Below are 23,169 nucleotides of genomic sequence, written 5' to 3'. Positions count from 1 at the left end.
GGAAAACTGAGGAACGCCATGAATACGTTGACCTTCCTGCTCTCAACGGTAATTGAGCTGTATACCATGGTGCTATTATTGCGCGTGTGGATGCAGTGGGCCCGCTGCGACTTTTACAACCCTTTCTCCCAGTTCGTGGTGAAAATTACGCAGCCCATCATCGGACCGCTGCGTCGTATTATCCCGCCAATGGGGCCGATTGACAGCGCTTCCCTGCTGGTGGCGTTTATTCTTAGCGTTATTAAGGCGATAGTGCTGTTTAAGGTAATTACGTTTCAGGCGATTATCTGGATTGCCGCTGTGCTTATCTTGCTTAAAACAATCGGCCTGCTGATCTTCTGGGTGCTGCTGGTCATGGCTATCATGAGCTGGGTGAGCCAGGGTCGTAGCCCGATTGAATATGTATTGATTCAGCTTGCCGAGCCGCTGCTCAGCCCGATTCGCCGTATACTGCCTGCGATGGGCGGCATCGACTTCTCGCCGATGGTTCTGGTGCTGCTACTGTATGTCGTTAATATGGGGATCGCTGAAGTCTTACAAGCGACAGGCAACATGTTGCTGCCGGGGCTGTGGATGGCGTTATGAGTGCTGTGACTCGCTGCGAAGACGGTCTGGTGTTACGGCTTTATATTCAGCCGAAAGCCAGCCGCGACAGTATTGTGGGCTTACATGGCGACGAGGTGAAAGTCGCCATTACCGCCCCGCCGGTTGACGGTCAGGCAAACAGCCATCTGATCAAGTTTCTCGGTAAACAGTTTCGCGTGGCGAAAAGTCAGATCGTCATCGAAAAAGGCGAGCTGGGCCGTCACAAACAGGTAAAAATTATTCACCCGCAACAGATCCCGCCGGAAATTGCGGCGTTAACTGAGTAGGTATTCCATGCAAAAAGTTGTTCTCGCAACCGGCAACGCCGGTAAAGTGCGCGAGCTCGCGTCGCTGTTAAGCGATTTTGGGCTTGATGTGGTAGCGCAAACGGAACTGGGCGTTGACTCCGCGGAAGAAACCGGCCTGACGTTTATTGAAAACGCGATTCTCAAAGCGCGCCATGCCGCTAAAATGACCGGTCTGCCCGCCATTGCCGATGACTCCGGTCTGGCCGTTGACGTTTTAGGCGGTGCGCCGGGTATCTATTCCGCGCGCTATTCTGGCGAAAACGCGACAGATCAGCAAAATCTGGAAAAACTGCTGCATACTCTACGAGATGTTCCGGACGACAAACGCCAGGCGCGATTCCATTGTGTGCTGGTTTATTTGCGTCATGCCGAAGATCCCACACCGATAGTCTGTCACGGTAGCTGGCCTGGCGTCATTACTCGCCAGGCGGCCGGAAATGGCGGATTTGGCTATGATCCCATTTTCTTCGTACCGTCTGAAGGCAAAACCGCCGCAGAACTGACCCGTGAAGAAAAAAGCGCGATTTCCCATCGTGGACAAGCGCTCAAGCTGCTGCTGGATGCGTTACGCAATGGCTAAACTACCGCCGCTCAGTCTTTATATTCATATTCCCTGGTGTGTACAAAAATGTCCATATTGCGACTTCAATTCCCATGCGTTGAAGGGCGAGGTGCCGCATGACGACTACGTCCAGCATCTGTTAAACGATCTGGACGCCGATGTCGCCTGGGCGCAAGGGCGTGAAGTAAAGACCATTTTTATTGGCGGCGGTACGCCAAGCCTGCTTTCCGGGCCGGCGATGCAAACGCTGCTGGACGGCGTGCGTGCGCGCCTGAATCTGGCGGCGGATGCGGAAATTACCATGGAAGCGAACCCCGGCACGGTCGAAGCCGACCGCTTCATCGACTATCAGCGCGCCGGCGTAAACCGGATCTCCATTGGCGTGCAGAGCTTTAGTGAGCCTAAGCTGAAACGTCTTGGCCGTATTCACGGTCCACAAGAGGCGATGCGGGCAGCAATACTGGCAAATGGGCTTGGGCTACGCAGCTTTAACCTCGACTTGATGCATGGATTGCCGGATCAAACGCTGGAAGAGGCGCTGAATGATTTGCGACAGGCGATTGCGCTTAATCCGCCGCATCTCTCATGGTATCAATTGACGATTGAACCCAACACTCTGTTCGGTTCGCGTCCGCCGGTTTTACCGGACGATGACGCACTGTGGGATATCTTTGAGCAGGGCCACCAGTTATTAACCGCCGCGGGCTATCAGCAATACGAAACGTCGGCCTATGCCAAACCCGGTTATCAGTGCCAGCATAATCTGAACTACTGGCGCTTTGGCGACTATCTGGGTATTGGCTGCGGCGCCCACGGTAAAGTCACCTTCCCGGGCGGCAGGATCCTGCGCACCACCAAAACCCGTCACCCACGCGGTTATATGCAGGGACGTTACCTGGAAAGCCAGCGTGACGTGAGTGATGACGATAAACCCTTTGAGTTCTTTATGAATCGTTTTCGGTTGCTGGAGCGCGCGCCTCGCGCCGAATTTGTCGACTACACCGGGCTTACGGAAGCGGTTATTCGTCAGCCAATCGACGAGGCTATTGCCCAGGGCTACCTGACCGAATGCGAGCAATACTGGCAGATTACCCGGCACGGTAAACTGTTTTTAAACTCTCTTCTTGAGTTGTTTCTCGCGGAATAACAAGGAATAAGCCTGTCGCGCCAGCGGGTAAAATACCTGATGGCGCGACGCTTACCGACCTGTGGCGGTTAATGCGCCGCCGGCAAGCGCATTATTTAATAACCCCTTTACGACGCAAATCGTCGGTATCTTTTTTCCAGCGCTCGTAACCGTCATTAATATCCATAATTTTCACACGGATATCACTCTGTTGCATCTGAAGTTTCTGTACCGCTATATTCAGCGGATATTGTCCTTTCTCTAACGTTATCCAGTCATTCTGCGCTTTTCGACGCAGCTCTTCTGATTTCAAAAATACCTGCCGCCGTTGCTCGTGTATGTCTAAATCTCTTTTCTGCTGAATAGCCGCTTCATTGCACGGCTCACTCTGCTTACGGCACGCGTCTAATGCCGGTTGATAGACCTCTTTTTCGTATTTCTCGGCATATACGCTGCTATCGTTGGCTTTTACATAATCATCGCGCTCTTTTAACGTCTTTTTAAACGCCTCGGCGCGGGTCAACGGTTTCCCATCAGCGCCTTTTCCCCAATACGCGTCCGCTTCTTTTTTAGCTACCGCTATTTTCTTATCCAGGGCAGAGAGTTGTTCTTCAAGACCGGGGATCGACGCTTTCTGCGCACGCCAGGAGGCTTCAATGTTGCCAAACCGATAGTTAAAGTCATCACTGTTGACGATCAGGTATTTATCATTCGTTTTAATGTCGTCAATAGCCCGGCCCTGATCGCTGGCTGCCATTTGTAATGAGTAATAGTTCACCGTCCAGCCAGAGGCTGGCGTCCCTTTACTGGTTAACATGGCAGAAAATTTAACAGGACGATCTTTGGTCCAGGTTTTTTCAACAAAATAATAATCCGCCGCCATACCAACGCCGGTATACATATCTTCACGGGAAGAAATATCCCCTTCGGCAGACCAGGTGGCCTGATTGCCCGTCGAATCAAGATTTTTTAAGGTAATGGAATCCAGTTTAAGTATGCCGTGGTACTGCTTACTAAACTGTTCTTTTAAGATGTTATCGGAGGGTTGAGCAACCTCTGCCCAACTATAGCCTGAAATCAGGGCAAACAGCGCTGCGCCAGCAATCCATTGTCGAACCACTTGTGGACCTCCCGTCCAGAGACATGACGCCCACAATTATCATAACCAGGATGATAATTAGCAAGATAATAGTGTTGGTTGTGCGAGAGGTCTTCCAAAGATGGCCCCGGCCTTCCGACCGGGGCATTATCTTTAATACTGATTGAACATCGTCTGGATCTGTTTTGGATCTTTAGTCTGGGTTAACGCCAGTTGCAGTAAGACACGCGCTTTTTGCGGGTTCAGCGTGCCGGAAGCGACAAAGCCGTATTTTGCATCGTCAACTTCCGCATCCTGCGTGGTTGCGCCAGTCGGCACACGTGAAGAACGCACCACTACCGTACCGTTGTGCGCGGCGGTCGCCAGGGTATCAAAGACCGTTTTATACAGGTTGCCGTTACCCACGCCTGCGCTCACGATCCCGTCATAACCCGCGTCTACCAGCGCTTTTGCCGGCAGATCGGACGCATTCGCATAGTTATAAACGATACCGACTTTCGGCAACGCGGTCAGCTTCGACACGTCGAACGGGGTGGAGGTGGTATGTTTACGCTCTGGCGTACGCTGGTAGTCAATTTTACCGTTGTGGATATAACCCAGCGGGCCGTAGTTAACCGCTTTAAACGTCGCCACGTCAGTCGTATTGGTCTTAGTGACGTCGCGTCCGTCCATGACGGTATCATTCATTACCACCAGCACGCCGCGGTTGGCAGACTGTTTATCAGCCGCTGTTACTACCGCATTATAGAGGTTGAACGGGCCATCTGCGCTCATTGACGTGGAAGGACGCATCGCGCCGACCAGTACCACCGGTTTATTGCATTTCACGGTCAGATCGAGGAAATAAGCGGTCTCTTCCATCGTATCAGTACCGTGGGTGATCACGAAACCGTCGGTGCTGTCGCACTCGGTATTGATTTTTTTCGCCAGCGTGAGCCAGACTTCATCGTTCATATCCTGCGAGCCAATGTTAACGACCTGCTCGCCTTTCACTACCGCAATGTCCTTCAATTGAGGAACGGCATCCACCAGATTTTCGACGCCGACTTTACCTGCCGTATAATTTGATTTTGTTGCTGAATCACCACCGCCAGCGATCGTTCCGCCGGTCGCTAAGATGGTGATATTCGGTAAAGCGAACGCTGCGCCGCTGAAACCCATTACCAGAGCAGCTAATGCCGTTTTCCTGAAAAACTCCATGTTATATCTCCAGTTATGTCAACTGGTCGCATTATCTCTATATTGCAGACGAATAATGTGACGACATACGATTAACCAGCGATATATATCCGACAGAGAGTATTTTTTAGAGATGGATAACAAAATGCAGGAAAAAACAGAATAAAAAGGCGCAGATACGATCTGCGCCATTGTTTAAAAAGGAAAGATTACTTCAGGCTGCCAACCAGCGCTTTGCGGCTATCTTCTAAGGTCACTACGCGGCTACAGACATCTTTGCCAAACTGCTGGAAATCTTTCTCCTGGTTTTTCCATTCGTTCTGGATAGCGGTTTGCAAACCACCGAGGCTGCCCATCACACCCTGTAAAGGATTACCGCCGCCTTTAAGCACCGCTTTGGCGCCCATTTCGTTAATGCTGTCCTGCAAAATACCGCCCATCGCCTGATTCACCAACTGCTGACCGTCGGCACGCACCTGGTCGATAGCCTTATAGTGGAACGTCAGGCCGTCCGTACGATGTTCGATAATGCGGTTCATTTGCGCTTTTAATTGCGCATCAAGCTTCGTCAGACGGCTACGCATGTTGCTGCTTTCGCCCACCTCTTTAGCGATAATTTTATCCAGCGCCACGCGGCCTTTTTCGACGCGCGATCGGGCTCCCTCATCAATCCACGGCAGCGCGCTTCGCAGTTCCGCCTGGTAATCTTTCGCTTGCTCGCGCTGCGCGGCGCTAAGGGTGTACTGCTTACCGTTGTACATCACATTGCCGTCCGGCGTGATCACCAGGTTGCCATTTTCACCTTTCACCTGCACCGTTTGTGGACTCAGGATCACATCGTCACGCGGCGTGACGCTGCATTTGTAATCTGCATGAGCGGCCATCGCCGTAAACGTTAGCACTGCCGCCAGCAGCGTTTTGCGCATCATAACTTTCCCTCAAGACAAAGCGGGCCGGCATTTGCCGACCCTGTACTTATTAGTCCCACCAAACGTCGAAAAGTTCGCTGGTTCGGACTTCTTCAAGGTTGCGCGCTTCCAGCCATTTACGCACAATCGCCTGATGTTCTTCGGTACATTTACCGATTTCCTGCATACAAATCAGCCCTTCCCAGGCCAGGTAGCCGCTGCCGTCAAACGCCAGTTTATTAGGCTCAATAACATCATTAATAAAGTCATCGACAGTCTTATCGACCTGCTCTTCAGATGTACCTTCCGGAAAACGCCATGCCACCGAAAATCCTAATTCCTGGAATTCGTCAATGTGCATTTTTTTACGCAGACGACGACTACGGTTCTTTGCCATTATTTCACCCTCTCGAACATTAAGTCCCATACGCCATGACCAAGACGATGGCCACGTTGTTCAAATTTCGTTACCGGGCGCGATTCCGGGCGCGGTACATAATCATTGCTCTCTGACAGATTTTTGTACCCGTCGATAGAAGACATGACTTCAAGCATGTGTTCCGCATACGCTTCCCAGTCGGTCGCCATATGGAAAACGCCGCCCAATTTCAGCTTGCTCAATACCAGTTCAGCAAACGGCACCTGAACGATACGGCGTTTATTATGACGCGCTTTATGCCACGGGTCAGGGAAAAAGAGCTGAACCATCGATAAAGAATTGTCAGGAATCATTGTATGCAACACTTCTACCGCGTCGTGGCACATGACGCGCAGGTTTTCAACGCCCTCTTCATGAGCGGACGCCAGACACGCGCCGACACCGGGTGAATGCACTTCAATGCCGAGGAAATTCTGCTCCGGGCGCGCTTTCGCCATCGCCACGAGAGACGCCCCCATGCCAAAACCAATCTCCAGCGTCACCGGCGCTTCGCGACCAAACAACGTGGCGAAATCTACCGGCGCTTCGCTGAACTCGACGCCCATCACCGGCCAGTAGTTTTCCAGCGCGTGCTCTTGCCCCTTTGTCAGTCGCCCCTGGCGACGAACAAAACTACGAATACGGCGCAGCGGGCGACCGTTTTCATCAAATTCCGGTGAAATGACGTCGTTTTTCATAAAAGTGTAGTCTGCTGTGTTTGAGTTCTGAAAACGGGCATTATCCAAAGTTAGTTGCCGGATGCAAGCATGAAGCGCACTGCGGAAAGTTCCGGTTTACACCCTGCGGCCTCTGTGCTGCAATCTTGCCCCCGGCAATAATGAATGAGTTTCCATGCAAGCGTCTCAATTTTCAGCCCAGGTTCTGGACTGGTACGACAAATACGGGCGGAAAACGCTGCCCTGGCAAATTAACAAGACGCCTTACAAAGTATGGCTCTCGGAAGTCATGTTGCAACAAACGCAGGTGACGACGGTGATTCCTTACTTTGAGCGATTTATGGCGCGCTTTCCCACGGTAACGGATTTAGCGAATGCGCCGCTGGATGAAGTGCTCCATTTATGGACCGGGCTCGGCTATTACGCCCGCGCGCGTAATTTGCATAAAGCGGCGCAACAGGTGGCGACGCTTCACGGTGGAGAATTCCCGCAAACTTTTGCCGAAATCGCCGCGCTACCCGGCGTCGGGCGTTCAACCGCCGGCGCGATTCTCTCCCTCGCGTTAGGTAAACATTATCCGATTCTTGATGGAAACGTTAAACGTGTGCTGGCTCGCTGTTATGCTGTTAGCGGCTGGCCTGGAAAAAAAGAGGTGGAGAATACGCTGTGGACGTTGAGCGAGCAAGTGACGCCCGCACGCGGCGTGGAGCGTTTTAATCAGGCGATGATGGATCTGGGCGCGATGGTTTGTACGCGTTCAAAACCAAAGTGCACCCTGTGTCCGCTGCAAAACGGTTGTATCGCCGCTGCGCATGAAAGCTGGTCACGCTATCCGGGCAAGAAACCGAAACAGACGTTGCCGGAGCGGACGGGTTACTTTTTATTGTTACAGCATAATCAGGAGATTTTCCTGGCGCAGCGCCCTCCCAGCGGTTTATGGGGCGGACTCTACTGCTTTCCGCAGTTCGCCAGCGAAGATGAATTACGTGAATGGCTGGCGCAACGGCATGTTAACGCTGATAATTTGACCCAGCTTAACGCGTTTCGCCACACATTTAGCCATTTCCACCTGGATATTGTGCCTATGTGGCTTCCCGTGTCGTCACTGGACGCCTGCATGGATGAAGGCAGCGCGCTCTGGTATAACTTAGCGCAACCGCCGTCAGTCGGACTGGCGGCCCCCGTGGAGCGCTTGTTACAGCAGTTACGTACCGGAGCGCCAGTTTAACGCCCCGGTCGATGAAGAGGATGACTTATGAGCAGAACGATTTTTTGTACTTACCTGCAACGCGACGCTGAAGGGCAAGATTTTCAGCTCTACCCTGGCGAACTGGGAAAACGTATCTATAACGAGATCTCTAAGGACGCGTGGGCGCAGTGGCAGCATAAGCAGACCATGTTGATTAACGAGAAAAAGCTCAACATGATGAACGCCGAGCACCGTAAACTGCTGGAACAGGAGATGGTGAGCTTCCTGTTCGAAGGCAAAGACGTTCATATCGAAGGTTATACGCCGGAAGATAAAAAATAGGCCCGTTGCTGAATGACGCTGCGCTTATTCGGCCTGTGAGTTATGCCGGATAAGCCCTTAGCGCCGCTGCCCGGCAACATGGCATAACGACAACACAACATGCACTCCCGGAATGATGAAAAAATTACTCGCGCTTGCTGTTATTGCGCCGTTGCTCATCTCCTGCTCCAGTTCGACCAAAAAAGGCGAGACGTATAATGAAGCCTGGGTCAAGGATACCAACGGCTTTGATATTTTGATGGGGCAATTTGCCAACAATATTGAAAATCTGTGGGGATATAAGGAAGTCCTGATCGCCGGGCCGAAAGACTACGTCAAATATACCGATCAGTTCCAGACCCGTAGCCACATCAACTTTGATGATGGGACCATTACCGTTGAAACCATCGCCGGGACGGAACCTACCGCACATCTGCGCCGGGCCATTATTAAAACGTTGCTCATGGGTGACGACCCAACCTCCGTCGATCTTTACTCCGATGTCGATGACATAAAAATTTCTAAAGAACCCTTTCTGTATGGTCAGGTCCTCGACAATACCGGCCAGCCTATTCGCTGGGAAGGCCGCGCCACGACATTCGCGGATTACTTGCTGAAAACGCGGCTCAAAAGCCGCAGTAACGGCCTGCGTATTATTTACAGCGTCACCATTAATCTGGTGCCGAACCACCTTGATAAACGCGCGCATAAATACATTGGCATGGTACGCCAGGCCTCCCGTAAATACGGCGTTGACGAGTCGCTGATTCTGGCGATTATGCAAACGGAGTCCTCGTTTAACCCGTATGCGGTCAGCCACGCGGATGCGCTGGGCCTGATGCAGGTGGTGCAACACAGCGCCGGGAAAGATGTTTTCCGTTCTCAGGGTAAGTCCGGCACGCCAAGCCGTAACTTCCTGTTCGACCCCGCCAGCAATATCGATACTGGCACAGCGTATCTGGCGATGTTGAATAATGTCTATCTGAGCGGTATTGAGAATCCGACGTCGCGGCGCTATGCGGTCATTACTGCCTATAATGGCGGCGCAGGCAGCGTATTACGCGTATTCTCGAACGATAAGATTCAGGCCGCGAATATGATTAACCGCATGTCGCCGGGGGATGTGTACCAGATATTAACCACCCGACATCCATCTGCGGAGTCGCGCCGCTATCTGTATAAGGTGAATTCCGCCCAGCGATCGTATCGCCGCCGATAAACCATCGCATCCCGCCTCTGGCTGGCAAATGACAGAGGCGGGAAAGGTAAAAGTGTTAACTCCGTCACCCTTTTGCTTTGCAATCAGAAATTGTTTGCAAATATTTGTCACAGGTAACAAAAAAAGCCCGCCTCTCATTGATAGAATCACACCAAATCACAACGGCAAATGTGCCTTTTAAAACATTCATCCGCTCTCAGGTGTGAGGAAATTAACATGAATCTTAAGCTGCAGCTTAAAATACTCTCTTTTCTGCAGTTCTGTCTGTGGGGAAGCTGGCTCACTACCCTGGGCTCGTATATGTTCGTCACCTTAAAATTTGACGGCGCATCTATTGGCGCAGTTTATAGTTCACTGGGGATTGCCGCCGTCTTTATGCCGACCTTGCTAGGCATTGTGGCTGACAAATGGCTGAGCGCGAAATGGGTCTATGCCCTGTGTCATGTTGTCGGCGCCATCACGCTATTCATGGCCGCGGAAGTCACTACGCCTGGGGCGATGTTCTTTGTGATCCTACTTAACTCGTTGGCCTATATGCCGACGTTGGGCTTGATCAATACCATATCGTATTACCGCCTGCAGTCTGCCGGCATGGATATTGTGACTGACTTCCCGCCTATCCGTATCTGGGGCACCATTGGCTTTATTCTGGCGATGTGGGGCGTGAGTTTCTCCGGTTTCGAGCTGAGCCATATGCAGCTTTATATCGGCGCGACGCTTTCCGTTCTGCTGGTACTGTTTACCTTTACCCTGCCGCACATTCCGGTGGCGAACCAACAGAAAAACCAGAGCTGGACATCAATGCTGGGCCTTGACGCTTTTGCGCTGTTTAAAAATAAGCGGATGGCGATTTTCTTCATCTTCTCCATGATGCTGGGCGCGGAACTGCAGATCACTAACATGTTTGGCAACACCTTCCTGCATAGCTTTGATAAAGATCCGCTATTCGCCAGTAGCTTTATCGTGCAGCACGCCTCGGTGATGATGTCGATTTCGCAGATTTCTGAAACGTTATTCATCCTGACCATTCCGTTCTTCCTGAGCCGTTATGGTATTAAGAACGTTATGCTTATCAGTATCGTGGCGTGGATGCTGCGTTTCGGCCTGTTCGCTTATGGCGACCCGACGCCGTTCGGTACCGTTCTGCTGGTATTGTCGATGATTGTGTACGGCTGCGCCTTCGACTTCTTCAACATTTCTGGCTCGGTGTTTGTCGAAAAAGAAGTACGCCCGGAAATCCGCGCCAGCGCGCAGGGGATGTTCCTGATGATGACCAATGGCTTCGGCTGTATCCTGGGCGGCATTGTGAGCGGTAAAGTGGTGGAGTATTACACTCAAAACGGCATTACCGACTGGCAGACCGTGTGGCTCATCTTCGCAGGCTACTCGCTGGTGCTGGCCTTCGCGTTCGTAGCCTTGTTCAAATACAAACACGTTCGCGTTCCGGCAAGTTCGCAACCCGTTGCACATTAATCCTTGCCCTGTTTCGCAGGCCGGATGAGGTGTAAATGCCTTATCCGGCCTGCAGGCAACGTTACTTTAAAACATATCCGTACAAGCGTTGAATTCCATCGGCATCGGTCTCGCTATACACTCCCTGCAATTCCGGCGAAAAACCGGGCAACAGATTGATGCCCTCTTCCAGCGCCAAAAAATAACGCTGCGCCGCGCCGCCCCAAATCTCCCCCGGCACCACGCACAGTACGCCCGGCGGGTATGGCAATGCCCCCTCGGCAGCAATACGCCCGCCCGCCTCGCTGATACGCACCAGCTCTACATCGCCGCGAATAAAGGCGCTGTTGGCATCCTGTGGGTTCATCGCCACATGCGGCAGGCTTTCTTTGCGGAACATCGCTTTTTGCAGATCCTTAACGTCAAAGCTAACGTACAGGTTGTGCATCTCCTGACATAGCTCACGCAGGGTGTAATCGCGGTAGCGCACCGGGTATTTCTGAAAAACCGTCGGCAATACATCCGCAAGCGGCGTATCGTCTTCAATGTGTCGTTCAAATTGCGCTAGCATCGCGACCAGTCGCGCCAGTTTCTCTTCGCTCTCGGCAGGTGTCAGCAAGAACAGAATCGAGTTGAGATCGCACTTCTCAGGCACAATACCGTTCTCACGCAGATAGTGGGCGAGAATGGTCGCCGGGATGCCGAATTCGGTGTACCGCCCACTATCGGCATCAATACCTGGCGTGGTCAGTAACAGTTTACAGGGGTCGACAAAATACTGGTCATCCGCATAACCCTCAAAGCCATGCCATTTCGCCCCGGGTTCAAAACTGAAGAAACGACGATTGCTGGCAATGGTCTCCGTCGGATATGCCTGCCACGGCTTGCCGTCAACCACCAGTGGAATAAAGGGCTGAAGCAGTTTGCAACGGGCGAGAATGGCTTTACGCGCGTCAATGCCCAGCGCAACGCACTCCGCCCACAGGCGGCGACCGCTCTCCCCTTCGTGGATTTTGGCATTGATATCCAGCGCCGCAAACAGCGGGTAGAACGGGCTGGTCGAGGCGTGCAACATGAAGGCGTTGTTCAGGCGTTTGTGCGGGCAAAAACGCGCCTGGCCGCGAATATGGTTATCTTTTTTGTGGATCTGCGAGGTTTGTGAGAACCCCGCCTGTTGCTTATGTACCGATTGGGTCACAAAGATCCCTGGGTCGTTTTCATTAAGCTCCAGCCGCAACGGCGAGGTATCCGCCATCATATTGATAAACTGCTCATAGCCTACCCACGCGGAGTCAAACAGAATGTAATCGCAGAGATGTCCGATTTTATCCACCACCTGACGGGCGTTGTAAATAGTGCCGTCATAGGTACCCAGCTGAATGATCGCCAGGCGGAACGGACGCGACGCATCGGCGCTTTCCGGCATCACGTCACGAATCTGGTCGCGCAGGTACGTTTCATCAAAACAGTGCGCATCAATACCACCGATAAAACCAAACGGGTTGCGCGCCGCTTCAAGATAGACCGGCGTCGCCCCGGCCTGAATCAGGGCGCCGTGGTGGTTGGATTTGTGATTATTACGATCAAACAGCACCAGATCGCCGCGCGTCAGCAGGGCGTTGGTGACCACTTTATTCGCCGCCGAAGTGCCATTCAGCACAAAGTAGGTTTTATCCGCATTAAACACTTTTGCCGCAAATTTCTGCGCGTGTTTGGCAGAACCTTCATGTATTAGCAAATCGCCAAGTTTCACATCGGCGTTACACATATCCGCACGAAACAGGTTTTCACCAAAAAAGTCATAAAAATGGCGGCCTGCGGGATGTTTTCTAAAAAACTCGCCATGCTGGTGCCCCGGACAAGCAAAGGTACTATTCCCCATGTCGACATACTGGGTCAGGGTGCCATAAAAGGGCGGCAGAAGTTCCGCTTCGTAGCGACAGGCAGCGTTTTCCAGCTCCAGCCATTCCTGCGCGTTCCCGACTATTACCGCCGTAACGCCGACAGGCGCGCTGACGGGTTCATCCGCAAGCATAAACACCGGCAGGTGAAAACCGGTGCGTTTAAGCAACGCCAGAATACCGCTACGGCTGTCGGCAGGGGTAATGACGACTGCGGCCACATCGGTAAAGTCGGTACTGTCCAGCGCCACTACGTTTCGGTGGGTGGAGAGACGGGGGATGAGTTCACCGCTGGCGGCAATATTCATTGATTTCATAAGCGCAAATACCCGTTTCGGGAGTAGAGTAACCCCAGACAAGGCCCGATGCCTTGCCCAACGAGATGCCGGGGCAAACTGGATACCAGCTCCGACCGCCAGACATCAGTAAAAACAGACTGTTTCTGATTTTACTGTTGTCCTGCAGTGAGCGTGCGCTGCCCTCACCGCATAGCGGGGATGACAAAAAAAAGGAAAGAAAGGGGCAAACCTCGCGCAGTCAGGCGACAGTGAAGACAATATAAAGGCGCTATGTTCATCCCGGCGAGCCCCATGCTGGCAGGAGAAATTTCGCGCAATCATGGCACCTTTCACCAGACGGCGCAAGGTAAAATCAGCGCTCTATACGTCACAGATAGTCAAGCTATTAACAGCTTAATCGCGTGATAATAAGGCAATTTGAAAGACAAATAACAGGAGTCATTGTGGTAATTGGACCTTTTATTAACGCTGGCGCAATTTTATTCGGCGGCGTTATTGGCGCGCTGTTAAGTCAGCGTCTGCCAGAACGGATTCGCGTCTCAATGACGTCTATTTTTGGTCTGTGCTCTCTGGGAATTGGCATTCTGCTGGTGATGAAATGCGCTAATCTTCCGGTGATGGTGCTGGCGACGCTGGTCGGCGCGCTTATCGGCGAGTTTTGTTTGCTGGAAAAAGGCATTAATGGCGCAGTCGCGAAAATCCAACAATTATTTATGGCATCGGGTAAGAAGCCGACACACGACTCATTTATTCAAAGTTACGTCGCTATCATTGTACTTTTTTGCGCCAGCGGCACCGGTATTTTCGGCGCGATGCATGAAGGGATGACCGGCGATCCAAACATTTTGATCGCTAAATCTTTTCTGGATTTTTTCACTGCCATTATTTTCGCCTGTTCGCTTGGCATCGCCGTTTCGGCGATTTGCGCGCCGATGTTGATTATCCAGTTAACGCTTGCCGCCTGCGCCACCCTCATTCTTCCTCTGACCACGCCGGCAATGATGGGCGACTTTAGCGCCGTGGGCGGACTGCTGCTGGTGGCGACCGGCTTGCGTGTATGTGGAATCAAAATGTTTCCGGTAGTGAATATGCTCCCGGCGCTGTTGCTGGCGATGCCGATTTCCGCCGCATGGGCGATGTTTTTTGCCTGATTCTGCGTGCAATAACAACAAAGTGGTGATAGATTGTGCAGTCTACGTTGATTTGAAGAAATTTCGTTGACGAAGCGAGGCGATTACGGTTTAATGCGCCTCGTTGCCCGGATAGCTCAGTCGGTAGAGCAGGGGATTGAAAATCCCCGTGTCCTTGGTTCGATTCCGAGTCCGGGCACCACCTTCCCTTTTTTATGCTTCCTTAAAAATCCCCTTGTGTTTTTAATTCAACGAGTTAGCGTGGAAATCTTTTCAGGTGCGTTTTGATTTATCCCTACGTATCCGGAAAATAGTGGGTCAGATTAAGGGTTCATTCAGTTCGATGAACGGAGAGACCCTCATGTTAACTGATAGCAAGATCTGCGCCGCGCCCCTCGAAAAACCCTACAAAAATCACCGATTCACAAATTCTGTACCTGACGGCTCTAAGCTATGGTATTTCCGCTATCGCTTCGGCGGTAAAGAAAATCGTCTGACTTTCGGCCCCTATCCGCAGGTTACGCTGGCAAAAGCCCGCGAAAAGCGCAATGCCGCGCGTAAGCTGCTGGTATCGGGTATCTGCCCTTCTCTGATGCCAGTGAGCGTCAAGGAGCGCAACGGCGTGCGGGCGGCGTATGTACATGGAGGCGCGTATGGAGATGATGCAGTGGTGGTCAGATTATCTGGACGTGAGCCGCGAGGGGGACGTTGCGCCCTATATTTATGCCCGGCAACATAGCGTATATTTAAGACTTATGAACTGATTGCAGAATGTCTAAGCCGGGATTATCTGCCACAGTCATGTCTGGTCATTTGTTACAACAACACGGCGACAGTTTCCTGCCGCTATGAATTAACCTTTTTAATGTCCTGAATTTAGTTTCTCCTGCCGCATGGTTAACTCGTCCATAAAATAGCGTGCAACTGCGGGCATTCCTTTGTTCGCTGGGAATAGTGCATAAATCTGTCTTGGCTGGCCAGACCACTCGGGGAAAAGTTGTACCAGTCCCCCGTTTTGCAATTCTTCCTTGCAGGCCGGAAACGGTAATAAAGCCACACCATTGCCGCCAGCGACTGCCTGTAACAGAACCCGCAGATTATTGGAATACAAACGGGGGGAAAATGACAGAGTGATTTCCTGACTCCCATTGATTAAATGCCACGATTGCATACGACCGTCGGCCAGTCTCACCATTGCCGGAGCTCTGTGAAGATCTCCAATGGTCTTTAAATCAGGATGTTGCTCGACCCACTGGGGGCTGGCAACCAAAATATCGTATAGCGTATTGATTTTTTTATAGTGCAACGAAGAATCAGGCAATGCCCCTGAACTTACTGATAGCGCAATATCAATACCTTCTGCAATCATATCCACCGGGCGATTGACAGCAAGGAGCTGCACATTTGCCAGCGGCCAACGGGCAATAAATTCGTTGATGAGTGCTCCCAGCCACGTTTCTGCCATGAATACCGGCGCACTGATCCGTAATGTCCCCTGTGGATACTCCTGTACCGCCTGAACAACAGCGCGGGCTCGCTCACTTTGATTTACCAGCTTCTGACACTCCTGCGCAAATTTCTCGCCGACTTTGGTCAGCGCAAGGCGTCGGGTTGTCCGCTGAATCAGATGTACACCAAGCTGTTCCTCTAATGCCGACATCCGTCGGCTTAGCACCGATTTGGACACTTGCGCACGTATTGCCGCCCGGCTGTAGCTTCCTTCTTCTGCAATCAGGGCAAAATACCAGTAATCATTCCAGTCAATCATGATTGTTCTTTTATCGCAACAATGAAGTTCAATTTCGTCTATTTAAACATCATTTTAAGAACGGTTAAACTAGCCACACGTTTTAAATGAGACGAACACCATGAAGATCCTCCACATTGACAGCAGCCCTATGCTCTGCAACTCCAGCTCACGAAAGCTGAGCCTGGCGCTGACAAAAGCTATCTGCCAGCGCTTTCCGAATGCCAGCGTGACATACCGCGATCTCGGACGGACACCGCCACCCCACTTACGCGAAGAGACATTTCTGGTGCTTGGGGGAAAGTTAATGTCTACAGACGCACAAACGCAAAGTGAAGTGGAGGGTATCAGAAACGCGATCGCGGAGTTGAGCCTCTGCGATATATTAGTAATAGGTGCACCGATGATTAACCACTCTGTCTCTTCGGGTCTGAAAACCTGGATAGATCAGGTTTGCCAGGCTGGTCTGACATTTCGTTTTACCTCTACGGGTGCAACGGGGTTACTGGCCGACAGGCCAGCATTTATTGTCTCCACGCGTGGTGGAATTTATTCAGATACCAGGCATCGGGAATTGGATCATCAGGAAAGCTATCTGCGGTCAACGTTAAATTTGATGGGGATCACTAACGTCCATATATTGCCCACCGAAGGAGTGGATAAAACCATACCAGGCAGATCTCTGGCAGAAAAAAACTCGCTGGCGCAAATTCCCTGTATGCTGGCTCATGCTTTTAATCGATAAGTTTATTAATATGAAAGGAATTCTTATGAATATCAGTAAAAAAATTGTCACCTCTTTTTTCTTACTCTCTTTATTTGGGCAGACATCCATTGCTGCAACAGAAATTAGTCATCCAGAAACAGACATGAAAGAAGTTGCTCATGTTAGTGTATCATCCATAAATACAAATCCTGAAAGCATCATACAACTCCTTCAGAATAAAACTGAAGCGTCAGGTGCTCATTATTATCGAATCACTTCATTTCATATCGATAATCAATCACACGCCACCGCTATTCTTTATAAATAATCACAATTACAATCAATCGTAATTATTATCCAGGACACGGGTAATTGCCCGTGCCTGCTAAAAAAACAGGCCATTATGAAAATAACGTATTTTGTGAGTAGCTTAACATTACTCACAGCAAGTCTTATTTTTGTCTTATCAGGTGAAATATTCCACGCCGAAACATCTAAAATCTTTTGGCTGTTTCGGCAAAACTTTCTCTTTTTTAGTGGGTGCGTCGCATGGTGTTTTATGACATTAGCTATGTGTCTGATTTTGCGTTCACCCTGGTTGAATCGGATTCTGAAAGGTCTGGATAAATCGTGGGGGTTACACAAACAAGCTGGTATTATCGCGACAGTCTTTACGCTGGCGCACTGGCTGGACGAAAAAATACCTCACTGGCTGGTGCAAAATGGCTGGCTTGCTCATCCAGGATCACTGGGAAGTATTCAGATAAGCTCATGGCAATCTCAACTGATCTATGCAGGATTGTTAGCTGCTGAATGGTCTACATACCTGATGATAGGATTGGTGCTGGTTTCTCTTGTAAAAAAAATCCCTTATAACATTTTCCATTTTATACATCGTCTGTTTCCTGTTTTTTACCTGGCTACTGCTTTCCATATTTTTACCGTTCTATTTAAAACATATTGGTGGAATTCACCTGCGGGCATTCTGCTGGTAATAGTGAGTATCCCTGGTATTTATGCTGCCGGCCTTTCGCTATTTAATATGATTGCTTATAAAAACAAACGCGTTGCGATCATCACAAACATCGACTATTACCCAAATGATATTATAGAAATAACTCTACATACTGACACCCCTCTATTGCATACACCAGGGCAGTTTTCATTTTTAACATTTCAACATGATGCAGAGGCACACCCATTCACTATAGCCTCTTATTACCAGGATAAAAAACACTTGCGTTTTGCCATTAAAGCATTAGGGGATCATACACATTCACTAAAGAAAGAATTAAAAATTGGACAGGACGTGATTGTTGAGGGCCCCTGGGGTTATTTAGACTTTAATATTCAATCTGAGCGTCAGGTCTGGGTTGCGGGAGGGATCGGTATCACTCCTTTTATATCTCAGCTGGAATATTTAAAAAACTCAGACCACCAACTCTGCCCTATTGATTTATGGTATTGCGTTGGTCAGCATGATGATTTGCAGTACCCTGTAAATCTCGATTTATTATGTACAGCAGCAGGTGTGACTTTACACCGTATCGATGCCGGGATGAAACTGGAAGCCAAACATATTATGATGGAAAGCGATAATAGCCAAAACGTTCACGTCTGGTTTTGCGGGCCAGCAGGTTTTGCGAAAAGTCTACTATCCGGACTACAAAAGTACGGGATATCAGAGAAAGCCTTCCATTATGATCGTTTTAATATGCGTTAATTATTGATGAGAAAATTCATATACATATTTTTCTCAGGCTACCTCGGTATTGGTTTACAACAAATCGAAGAAACCTAATCTCAGAAATAGCTCTGTAATTTACTTTTCGGACTACTGGCACAATGCGATCCGGATGCTGAGATAAGTAAAGAAGCTCATGAGTGGGTTAATACTCCTCTGGTCAGAAAAGGGATTATGTAAATATTTAAGGGACGCCACTACGGCGTCCCTTAGATATGAAAAAGAGGTGCGCCCCTCCACACCGTTTCCATTACTACGTAATGATCGATAAATACGGGTTATCTTCGGCTTTGTTGAATAAATCGAACTTTTGATGAGTTGAAGGATCAGTTCACAGATTACCATCCCCCCGCACTTAATGCGGGAAAAGATTAATAGTATATGATAGAATTGATGCTATTAATGGTGAACCACGATATGATAATGATGGTTTCCAGTGCTTGCCTATATCCGGGGAAGTAAAAAATATACACAATAGTTTAAACACTAATGAGATTACATTTTCAACATTGGTCACAGAAAACGGCCCCCACAAAATGATACTATCCTAAGAGAGCCGGTTTGCTATCAGGTAGCAGAAAAACCCATTAGAAATATAATTGCTCGTTTTTCTGTATTTTTATGCCCTTTCCTATTTATATATGTATTCTATCAAATGGTGAAACGTATTATCAGATTTTTTAAATGGCGACACAAAAAGAAAAACTATGAAATATAATGAAGGCACTTTTAAATATATGCTCAAAAAAATCATTGGCGCTCTCGCGTCAATTATTGGCGGGCTACTTGCTTTTTTATGTGTCTATTGGTTATTTCGTCTGGATACCTGGACAGAACGAGGGATTTATACAGGCATCTCTATATTTTTGGCTCTTATTCTCATAAAAATACTATCATTTTTCAATGATGAATAGACGGCAGGAAAAATCGTGAGTGTCTCACACCGATTCTTGCTGGATGTCAAATTTCGAAAGTCTGCTCTGCTGATACCCTATACAGAAGAACTGGTTCAACAATTATCAGACAGTAGCAGGAATCGAACCCACACCAGGCAAATCACGTAGATAATTCTGTAAGGGTTAGTTTTGTGGTGGTCTTGATAAACGGTAAAAAATAGCTTTAACAGTCCATTAGCCCAAAGGACTTCTCCAAGCCCGGGCACCAACCATTCAGATGCGGACGCCCTATGGCGTCCGTTTTTTATTTATAAAATCAACAAGTTACCCCGCTCTTCATGTTCACTACTGTTCATTAAAATATACTGGCAACCACCGCTTTTTGTGGGTAAAAACCCCGGTTTTCTGCATAGCGCATGACGCTATTGAAACGTTATGTAGCAAATCCTGTCTGAACCAGAAATTAAGTCTCTGTTAACCTGCGCTATTACAGAAAATCATAGAACAGTCGTCTCAAAAGAATATCGTCCTGAAGGACGAGAACCCACGGCATTTTCAGGAGATGAGTCAACCGCGACAGAAAAAAATTATATTAATAATTCTTAATTATTTTTTAGAAATTCAGACAAGATTTAAATTAAAAGCATTTATTTTCAATCGGTTATAAAAAATATCGCAACACACGTCACATTATTAACATGTGAATGATTGTGTTAACTGAATGTAAATTGTATGTTTCAACATACCACTATTTTACTGCGTCCCGGCGCGCTCATCCGGATGGAAGGAGATAACATGTCAGCCTTATCAACTACTGGCCATAATGACGGGATCACTCTCCATTGCCTACAGAGCATTGCGCAACTCATTCCTCTGTCGTCGGCGGTTTTTTATCGTGTTAATGCTTATTTAAAGCCAGAAGCCTATGTTTTACATAACATTTCTAATAGCACACACCAACAATATCTGGAGCATTTTCAACCATTAGACCCGCTATCGCCTTCCCGGTTCGGCCAACAGGTTGTTACCGTAGCGACGATGACGCCCGGTATTTGTGCCCGTCATCGCCATTATTATCATGAATTTATGCTACCTAATCATGTGTGCGACATGATTGAGATCTTTATTCGTCGGGGCCATCGTATTATCGCGGGCATTTCATTAATGCGCGATATACCTTTTTCCAGCGAAGAGCGTTTGCGAGCCCAGGCAGTACAACCATTACTGGGGCTGGCAATTCATGATTCTCTTCAGGAAGACAACAATCTGGCGTCAATATTGACCGCAAAAGAGCGTGAAATTGTGGGAATGGTCTGCGAAGGGGCCAGCAACAAATTGATTGCCCGTCAGTTGAATATTTCTCTCTCAACAGTGAAAACGCATTTACGTAATATTTTTGCTAAAACAGAAGTGATAAATCGCACGGAACTGGTTTCCCGAACCAGAATGTCTTCGGTACAACATTCACAGCATATGTGAAAGCGTGCTTTTTAACCCGCGTCAATTGCGGGTCTTTTCCCCATTGTCATATATGCCTGAATTAATACCACTCTCTGAGCTGATGCCGCAATAAAATGTCATATTATCTGGCGTCGGTATCCTGTTGCAGCCATTGATTCATGGCCTGATTGATCATATTTATCACACTAAGCAGAAGAACACGCTGGTGCCGCTCAAGCCGCAGATAACGGCGCAGCGGCGGCATTTTACAAACCACTTCGCTAGCAGCCCATAGCTCAATGCTGCAATACCATTCCTTATGATGTAAAACCAGCGTAAACCGACGATAATCCAGTTCACTCAGTGCCTGTTGTAAATTGGGGAAACGATTGAGATAGTTAATCAGCCCGGCGGTACTTTTGCTGCCAGTAAAAATGACGGGATAACGTTTCAGCCATCCGGGCTGATGAGCGCGAATTTTGCCCTGCAAAGGATAATTGATTGTGCCTTTCACCCTGAATTCACAACTGTGAATACTGGCCATGAATAACCGTTTTTGCTGAACATGGCAGATAACCTGGGTAAATGCATTCAGATGCAGCACGGCGCTATGTTCGGTCAATTTTTCACAACGCCAGCCGCTCAAATCACGTAACACCATGTTCATTAATGTGCTCTTAAACCAGGGGACGGAGGACATCTGGCGTCATCTCTTCATTGTTTCGCTTTTCATAATTGCCCATCGCCCGTTCCACGACCTCTTCTACCGGAAGCGGGAGGAAAGGATTAACCCGTTGCACACATAATGTCCAGAATAAGGCATAGGCGGCAGTCAATCCAAGCATAATACCGAATGGTATAAGTACATCCCGACTGTTCATTCCTGGAGGCGCGATATTAATAATGGCGATAATAATACCCACGCTCGAAATAATCTGAGGTAAGGGAAACCAGGGGGCCCGGTAAGCGCGTGGTAAATCGGGGCGCCGAATACGTAAGATAACGACCGATAACGTTACCAGCAGATAAGCGACTCCCCAGGCGCAGACCGCAGCGAGGATCAGCGGAACAATGTGGTCGATATCACCGTTCAGATACCAGGCGTGTAAACAGGGAATCGCAACACCGAATGCGATGGCGATGACCGGTGTTTTAAAGCGGGGGTGCAACCAGGTCAGAAACCGCGGCAAAGCGCCGTCCAGCGCCATGCCGTATATAATACGCGGTACTGCCGCCATCAGCGTATTAATCGTCGCACATCCCGCTAACAACAACCCCACGCCCAGCCAGTATTGCCCGACATGTCCCATGACACGATTGGCAAAGGCGGGAATAGCCATCGGCGTATCCAGTAAAAAGATATGGTTTGCCGCATCGACCACCACATTATTTACCTGCCGGTTAATCGCAGCGCCATAGAGGAACATACAACCTGCCACCGCTAAAAGGCCAAGCGCCATCGCTCTGGGAATCGTACGATGCGCTTTTTTAATTTCCGGCGCCATTGGCGTGACCAGTTCACAACCGACGAACATAAACATCGCCATGCCAATATAACCAAACAGACCAGAAAGATTACTGACATCAAGCGGTGCGCCAAACCACCCGGAATGATGAGTGACCGGGGATAACAGGATCCCGCATAAACCGAAGATGGTCAGGGTAGTCCACATACCGAATGTAAGAAACACTTCCACCTTGCCAAATACTTCAACACCAATGGCATTCAATAACCCGAAAACCACTACCATGCCGACGCCAACCATCCAGGTATTGTGCTGCATGGCCACGTGTTCGCTAACAGACTCAAAGTTCACCAGCGCCATGACGCCAGCGAGAATCGTTTCTGCCGTGCCGGCAAAAATGTGTACGATCAGGTAAGCGCAAAGCGCACCGGTGATAGCGAAAAAACGCCCCATCCCGCAGGAGATATAGTCGTAGACGGAGCCAGTCGTGGGAATGAGCGTTGCCGCTTCGGCAAAGGTGGTAATCTGCGCTTGCATCATAATAAATGCCAGTAATACCGCAAGAGCAAAGGTATCTCCCCCTGAGCCAAAACCACTGGTCACGGTCAGGATCACCGGGCTTGCCATAATCAGCCCGACGGAGCTGGCAAGCGTCGTGGGGAAACCAATAACGCCACGTTCAAGATGGCTGGCAAGTCTGTTTTTAAACATGGTCAACCTCTTCACTATTATTACAACAATAAATTACCGCTCCGGAATAACGCTTATTTATGGCAGGCAGCGCATCTAACAGGTAT

The 23,169-nt window shown here is 49.4% G+C and carries 22 protein-coding genes, 1 tRNA gene and 1 pseudogene; 15 read left to right on the top strand and 9 right to left on the bottom strand.

What is annotated here, in order from left to right:
- Positions 1-18: 18 nt before the first annotated feature.
- From ABVN44_RS20830 to hemW, 4 genes are read left to right on the top strand one after another with little or no spacing between them, the layout of a single operon-like run.
- The gene (locus ABVN44_RS20830; protein WP_001094848.1) at positions 19-585 is read left to right on the top strand and encodes a YggT family protein; all 567 of its coding nucleotides are present in this window, start codon (positions 19-21) and stop codon (positions 583-585) included.
- Positions 582-872, top strand: coding sequence for a DUF167 family protein YggU (gene yggU, locus ABVN44_RS20825; protein WP_001277203.1), 291 nt, complete (start codon positions 582-584; stop codon positions 870-872). The genes ABVN44_RS20830 and yggU overlap by 4 nt, the downstream gene beginning before the upstream one ends.
- Positions 873-879: 7 nt before the next feature.
- Positions 880-1,473, top strand: coding sequence for an XTP/dITP diphosphatase (locus ABVN44_RS20820; RefSeq protein ID WP_001174769.1), 594 nt, complete (start codon positions 880-882; stop codon positions 1,471-1,473).
- Positions 1,466-2,602: a radical SAM family heme chaperone HemW gene (gene hemW / locus ABVN44_RS20815; protein ID WP_023138753.1), complete on the top strand. Its 1,137-nt coding sequence runs from the start codon at positions 1,466-1,468 to the stop codon at positions 2,600-2,602. Before ABVN44_RS20820 ends, hemW begins: the two co-directional genes overlap by 8 nt.
- A gap of 91 nt (positions 2,603-2,693) precedes the next feature.
- Here the strand turns inward: hemW and ABVN44_RS20810 are convergent, their stop codons facing one another.
- The 5 genes from ABVN44_RS20810 to trmB form a co-directional block, all read right to left on the bottom strand.
- Positions 2,694-3,701 carry a DUF1202 domain-containing protein gene (locus ABVN44_RS20810; RefSeq protein WP_000252197.1) on the bottom strand — a complete coding sequence of 336 codons (1,008 nt, stop codon included), beginning with the start codon at positions 3,699-3,701 and terminating at the stop codon, positions 2,694-2,696.
- Positions 3,702-3,833: 132 nt separating this feature from the next.
- The gene (gene ansB, locus ABVN44_RS20805) at positions 3,834-4,880 is read right to left on the bottom strand and encodes an L-asparaginase 2 (RefSeq protein WP_000394189.1); all 1,047 of its coding nucleotides are present in this window, start codon (positions 4,878-4,880) and stop codon (positions 3,834-3,836) included.
- 188 nt (positions 4,881-5,068) lie between these two features.
- The gene (locus ABVN44_RS20800; protein ID WP_000984827.1) at positions 5,069-5,788 is read right to left on the bottom strand and encodes a DUF2884 domain-containing protein; all 720 of its coding nucleotides are present in this window, start codon (positions 5,786-5,788) and stop codon (positions 5,069-5,071) included.
- Positions 5,789-5,837: 49 nt separating this feature from the next.
- Positions 5,838-6,164: a YggL family protein gene (locus ABVN44_RS20795; protein WP_001107574.1), complete on the bottom strand. Its 327-nt coding sequence runs from the start codon at positions 6,162-6,164 to the stop codon at positions 5,838-5,840.
- Complete coding sequence (trmB, locus tag ABVN44_RS20790; protein WP_000786893.1) at positions 6,164-6,883, bottom strand: tRNA (guanosine(46)-N7)-methyltransferase TrmB; 720 nt, start codon at positions 6,881-6,883, stop codon at positions 6,164-6,166. The genes ABVN44_RS20795 and trmB overlap by 1 nt, the downstream gene beginning before the upstream one ends.
- A 154-nt stretch (positions 6,884-7,037) precedes the next feature.
- On the opposite strand from trmB, the gene mutY reads away from it, so the two are divergent.
- The 4 genes from mutY to ABVN44_RS20770 all read left to right on the top strand — a co-directional run bounded on the left by mutY (position 7,038) and on the right by ABVN44_RS20770 (position 11,064).
- Complete coding sequence (mutY, locus tag ABVN44_RS20785; protein WP_001148959.1) at positions 7,038-8,090, top strand: A/G-specific adenine glycosylase; 1,053 nt, start codon at positions 7,038-7,040, stop codon at positions 8,088-8,090.
- A gap of 27 nt (positions 8,091-8,117) precedes the next feature.
- The gene (locus ABVN44_RS20780) at positions 8,118-8,393 is read left to right on the top strand and encodes an oxidative damage protection protein (RefSeq protein ID WP_000091706.1); all 276 of its coding nucleotides are present in this window, start codon (positions 8,118-8,120) and stop codon (positions 8,391-8,393) included.
- A gap of 112 nt (positions 8,394-8,505) precedes the next feature.
- The gene (mltC, locus tag ABVN44_RS20775; protein WP_000976289.1) at positions 8,506-9,591 is read left to right on the top strand and encodes a membrane-bound lytic murein transglycosylase MltC; all 1,086 of its coding nucleotides are present in this window, start codon (positions 8,506-8,508) and stop codon (positions 9,589-9,591) included.
- A 216-nt stretch (positions 9,592-9,807) separates the two neighbouring features.
- Positions 9,808-11,064: a nucleoside permease gene (locus ABVN44_RS20770; protein WP_001049804.1), complete on the top strand. Its 1,257-nt coding sequence runs from the start codon at positions 9,808-9,810 to the stop codon at positions 11,062-11,064.
- Between the two features lie 61 nt (positions 11,065-11,125).
- Here ABVN44_RS20770 and ABVN44_RS20765 read toward each other — a convergent pair whose 3' ends face one another.
- A complete protein-coding gene (locus ABVN44_RS20765) occupies positions 11,126-13,261 on the bottom strand; it encodes an ornithine decarboxylase (RefSeq protein ID WP_023232635.1) in 2,136 nt (711 codons plus the stop codon).
- 425 nt (positions 13,262-13,686) lie between these two features.
- Here ABVN44_RS20765 and ABVN44_RS20760 point away from each other — a divergent pair, with 425 nt between their 5' ends.
- The 3 genes and pseudogenes from ABVN44_RS20760 to ABVN44_RS20750 form a co-directional block, all read left to right on the top strand.
- Positions 13,687-14,394, top strand: a complete 708-nt coding sequence (locus tag ABVN44_RS20760) for a DUF554 domain-containing protein (RefSeq protein WP_000234466.1) — start codon at positions 13,687-13,689, stop codon at positions 14,392-14,394.
- Positions 14,395-14,499: 105 nt separating this feature from the next.
- A tRNA-Phe gene (locus ABVN44_RS20755) sits at positions 14,500-14,575 on the top strand.
- Between the two features lie 159 nt (positions 14,576-14,734).
- Positions 14,735-14,962 (top strand): annotated as a pseudogene (locus ABVN44_RS20750) (Arm DNA-binding domain-containing protein); the annotation flags it as partial.
- A gap of 273 nt (positions 14,963-15,235) precedes the next feature.
- Here the strand turns inward: ABVN44_RS20750 and ABVN44_RS20745 are convergent.
- The gene (locus ABVN44_RS20745; RefSeq protein WP_023232634.1) at positions 15,236-16,141 is read right to left on the bottom strand and encodes a LysR family transcriptional regulator; all 906 of its coding nucleotides are present in this window, start codon (positions 16,139-16,141) and stop codon (positions 15,236-15,238) included.
- Between the two features lie 100 nt (positions 16,142-16,241).
- Between ABVN44_RS20745 and ABVN44_RS20740 the strand changes: the two genes are divergently transcribed.
- From ABVN44_RS20740 to ABVN44_RS20725, 4 genes are all read left to right on the top strand, one after another.
- Positions 16,242-16,865: an FMN-dependent NADH-azoreductase gene (locus ABVN44_RS20740; RefSeq protein WP_023232633.1), complete on the top strand. Its 624-nt coding sequence runs from the start codon at positions 16,242-16,244 to the stop codon at positions 16,863-16,865.
- 25 nt (positions 16,866-16,890) lie between these two features.
- On the top strand, positions 16,891-17,154 hold the full coding sequence (locus tag ABVN44_RS20735; RefSeq protein ID WP_001027081.1) for a YdgH/BhsA/McbA-like domain containing protein: 264 nt from the start codon (positions 16,891-16,893) through the stop codon (positions 17,152-17,154).
- Between the two features lie 75 nt (positions 17,155-17,229).
- The gene (locus ABVN44_RS20730) at positions 17,230-18,549 is read left to right on the top strand and encodes a ferric reductase-like transmembrane domain-containing protein (protein WP_024148531.1); all 1,320 of its coding nucleotides are present in this window, start codon (positions 17,230-17,232) and stop codon (positions 18,547-18,549) included.
- A 1,712-nt stretch (positions 18,550-20,261) separates the two neighbouring features.
- Positions 20,262-20,945 (top strand): LuxR family transcriptional regulator, encoded by a 684-nt coding sequence (locus ABVN44_RS20725; protein ID WP_023232630.1) that lies wholly within the window; start codon positions 20,262-20,264, stop codon positions 20,943-20,945.
- A 103-nt stretch (positions 20,946-21,048) separates the two neighbouring features.
- Here the strand turns inward: ABVN44_RS20725 and ABVN44_RS20720 are convergent, their stop codons facing one another.
- Complete coding sequence (locus ABVN44_RS20720) at positions 21,049-21,606, bottom strand: DUF3156 family protein (protein WP_023232629.1); 558 nt, start codon at positions 21,604-21,606, stop codon at positions 21,049-21,051.
- Positions 21,584-23,083: an APC family permease gene (locus tag ABVN44_RS20715; protein ID WP_000475960.1), complete on the bottom strand. Its 1,500-nt coding sequence runs from the start codon at positions 23,081-23,083 to the stop codon at positions 21,584-21,586. The genes ABVN44_RS20720 and ABVN44_RS20715 overlap by 23 nt, the downstream gene beginning before the upstream one ends.
- Positions 23,084-23,169 lie beyond the last annotated feature (86 nt).

The sequence above is a fragment of the Salmonella sp. SJTUF15570 genome (assembly GCF_043357055.1).
GTDB lineage: Bacteria > Pseudomonadota > Gammaproteobacteria > Enterobacterales > Enterobacteriaceae > Salmonella > Salmonella enterica.
The sequence above is the reverse complement of the archived record's forward strand: the minus strand, read 5'-3'. Positions and strand labels throughout refer to the sequence as shown.

Coding starts and splice junctions, on each gene's coding strand:
- ABVN44_RS20795 (WP_001107574.1), bottom strand. CDS start 6,164: ATGGCAAAGAACCGTAGTCGTCGTCTGCGTAAAAAAATGCACATTGAC.
- ABVN44_RS20770 (WP_001049804.1), top strand. CDS start 9,808: ATGAATCTTAAGCTGCAGCTTAAAATACTCTCTTTTCTGCAGTTCTGT.
- ABVN44_RS20820 (WP_001174769.1), top strand. CDS start 880: ATGCAAAAAGTTGTTCTCGCAACCGGCAACGCCGGTAAAGTGCGCGAG.
- ABVN44_RS20725 (WP_023232630.1), top strand. CDS start 20,262: ATGTCAGCCTTATCAACTACTGGCCATAATGACGGGATCACTCTCCAT.
- ABVN44_RS20745 (WP_023232634.1), bottom strand. CDS start 16,141: ATGATTGACTGGAATGATTACTGGTATTTTGCCCTGATTGCAGAAGAA.
- mutY (WP_001148959.1), top strand. CDS start 7,038: ATGCAAGCGTCTCAATTTTCAGCCCAGGTTCTGGACTGGTACGACAAA.
- ABVN44_RS20735 (WP_001027081.1), top strand. CDS start 16,891: ATGAATATCAGTAAAAAAATTGTCACCTCTTTTTTCTTACTCTCTTTA.
- ABVN44_RS20715 (WP_000475960.1), bottom strand. CDS start 23,083: ATGTTTAAAAACAGACTTGCCAGCCATCTTGAACGTGGCGTTATTGGT.
- ABVN44_RS20740 (WP_023232633.1), top strand. CDS start 16,242: ATGAAGATCCTCCACATTGACAGCAGCCCTATGCTCTGCAACTCCAGC.
- ABVN44_RS20720 (WP_023232629.1), bottom strand. CDS start 21,606: ATGTCCTCCGTCCCCTGGTTTAAGAGCACATTAATGAACATGGTGTTA.
- trmB (WP_000786893.1), bottom strand. CDS start 6,883: ATGAAAAACGACGTCATTTCACCGGAATTTGATGAAAACGGTCGCCCG.
- ABVN44_RS20765 (WP_023232635.1), bottom strand. CDS start 13,261: ATGAAATCAATGAATATTGCCGCCAGCGGTGAACTCATCCCCCGTCTC.
- yggU (WP_001277203.1), top strand. CDS start 582: ATGAGTGCTGTGACTCGCTGCGAAGACGGTCTGGTGTTACGGCTTTAT.
- ABVN44_RS20830 (WP_001094848.1), top strand. CDS start 19: ATGAATACGTTGACCTTCCTGCTCTCAACGGTAATTGAGCTGTATACC.
- hemW (WP_023138753.1), top strand. CDS start 1,466: ATGGCTAAACTACCGCCGCTCAGTCTTTATATTCATATTCCCTGGTGT.
- ABVN44_RS20800 (WP_000984827.1), bottom strand. CDS start 5,788: ATGATGCGCAAAACGCTGCTGGCGGCAGTGCTAACGTTTACGGCGATG.
- ansB (WP_000394189.1), bottom strand. CDS start 4,880: ATGGAGTTTTTCAGGAAAACGGCATTAGCTGCTCTGGTAATGGGTTTC.
- ABVN44_RS20780 (WP_000091706.1), top strand. CDS start 8,118: ATGAGCAGAACGATTTTTTGTACTTACCTGCAACGCGACGCTGAAGGG.
- ABVN44_RS20730 (WP_024148531.1), top strand. CDS start 17,230: ATGAAAATAACGTATTTTGTGAGTAGCTTAACATTACTCACAGCAAGT.
- mltC (WP_000976289.1), top strand. CDS start 8,506: ATGATGAAAAAATTACTCGCGCTTGCTGTTATTGCGCCGTTGCTCATC.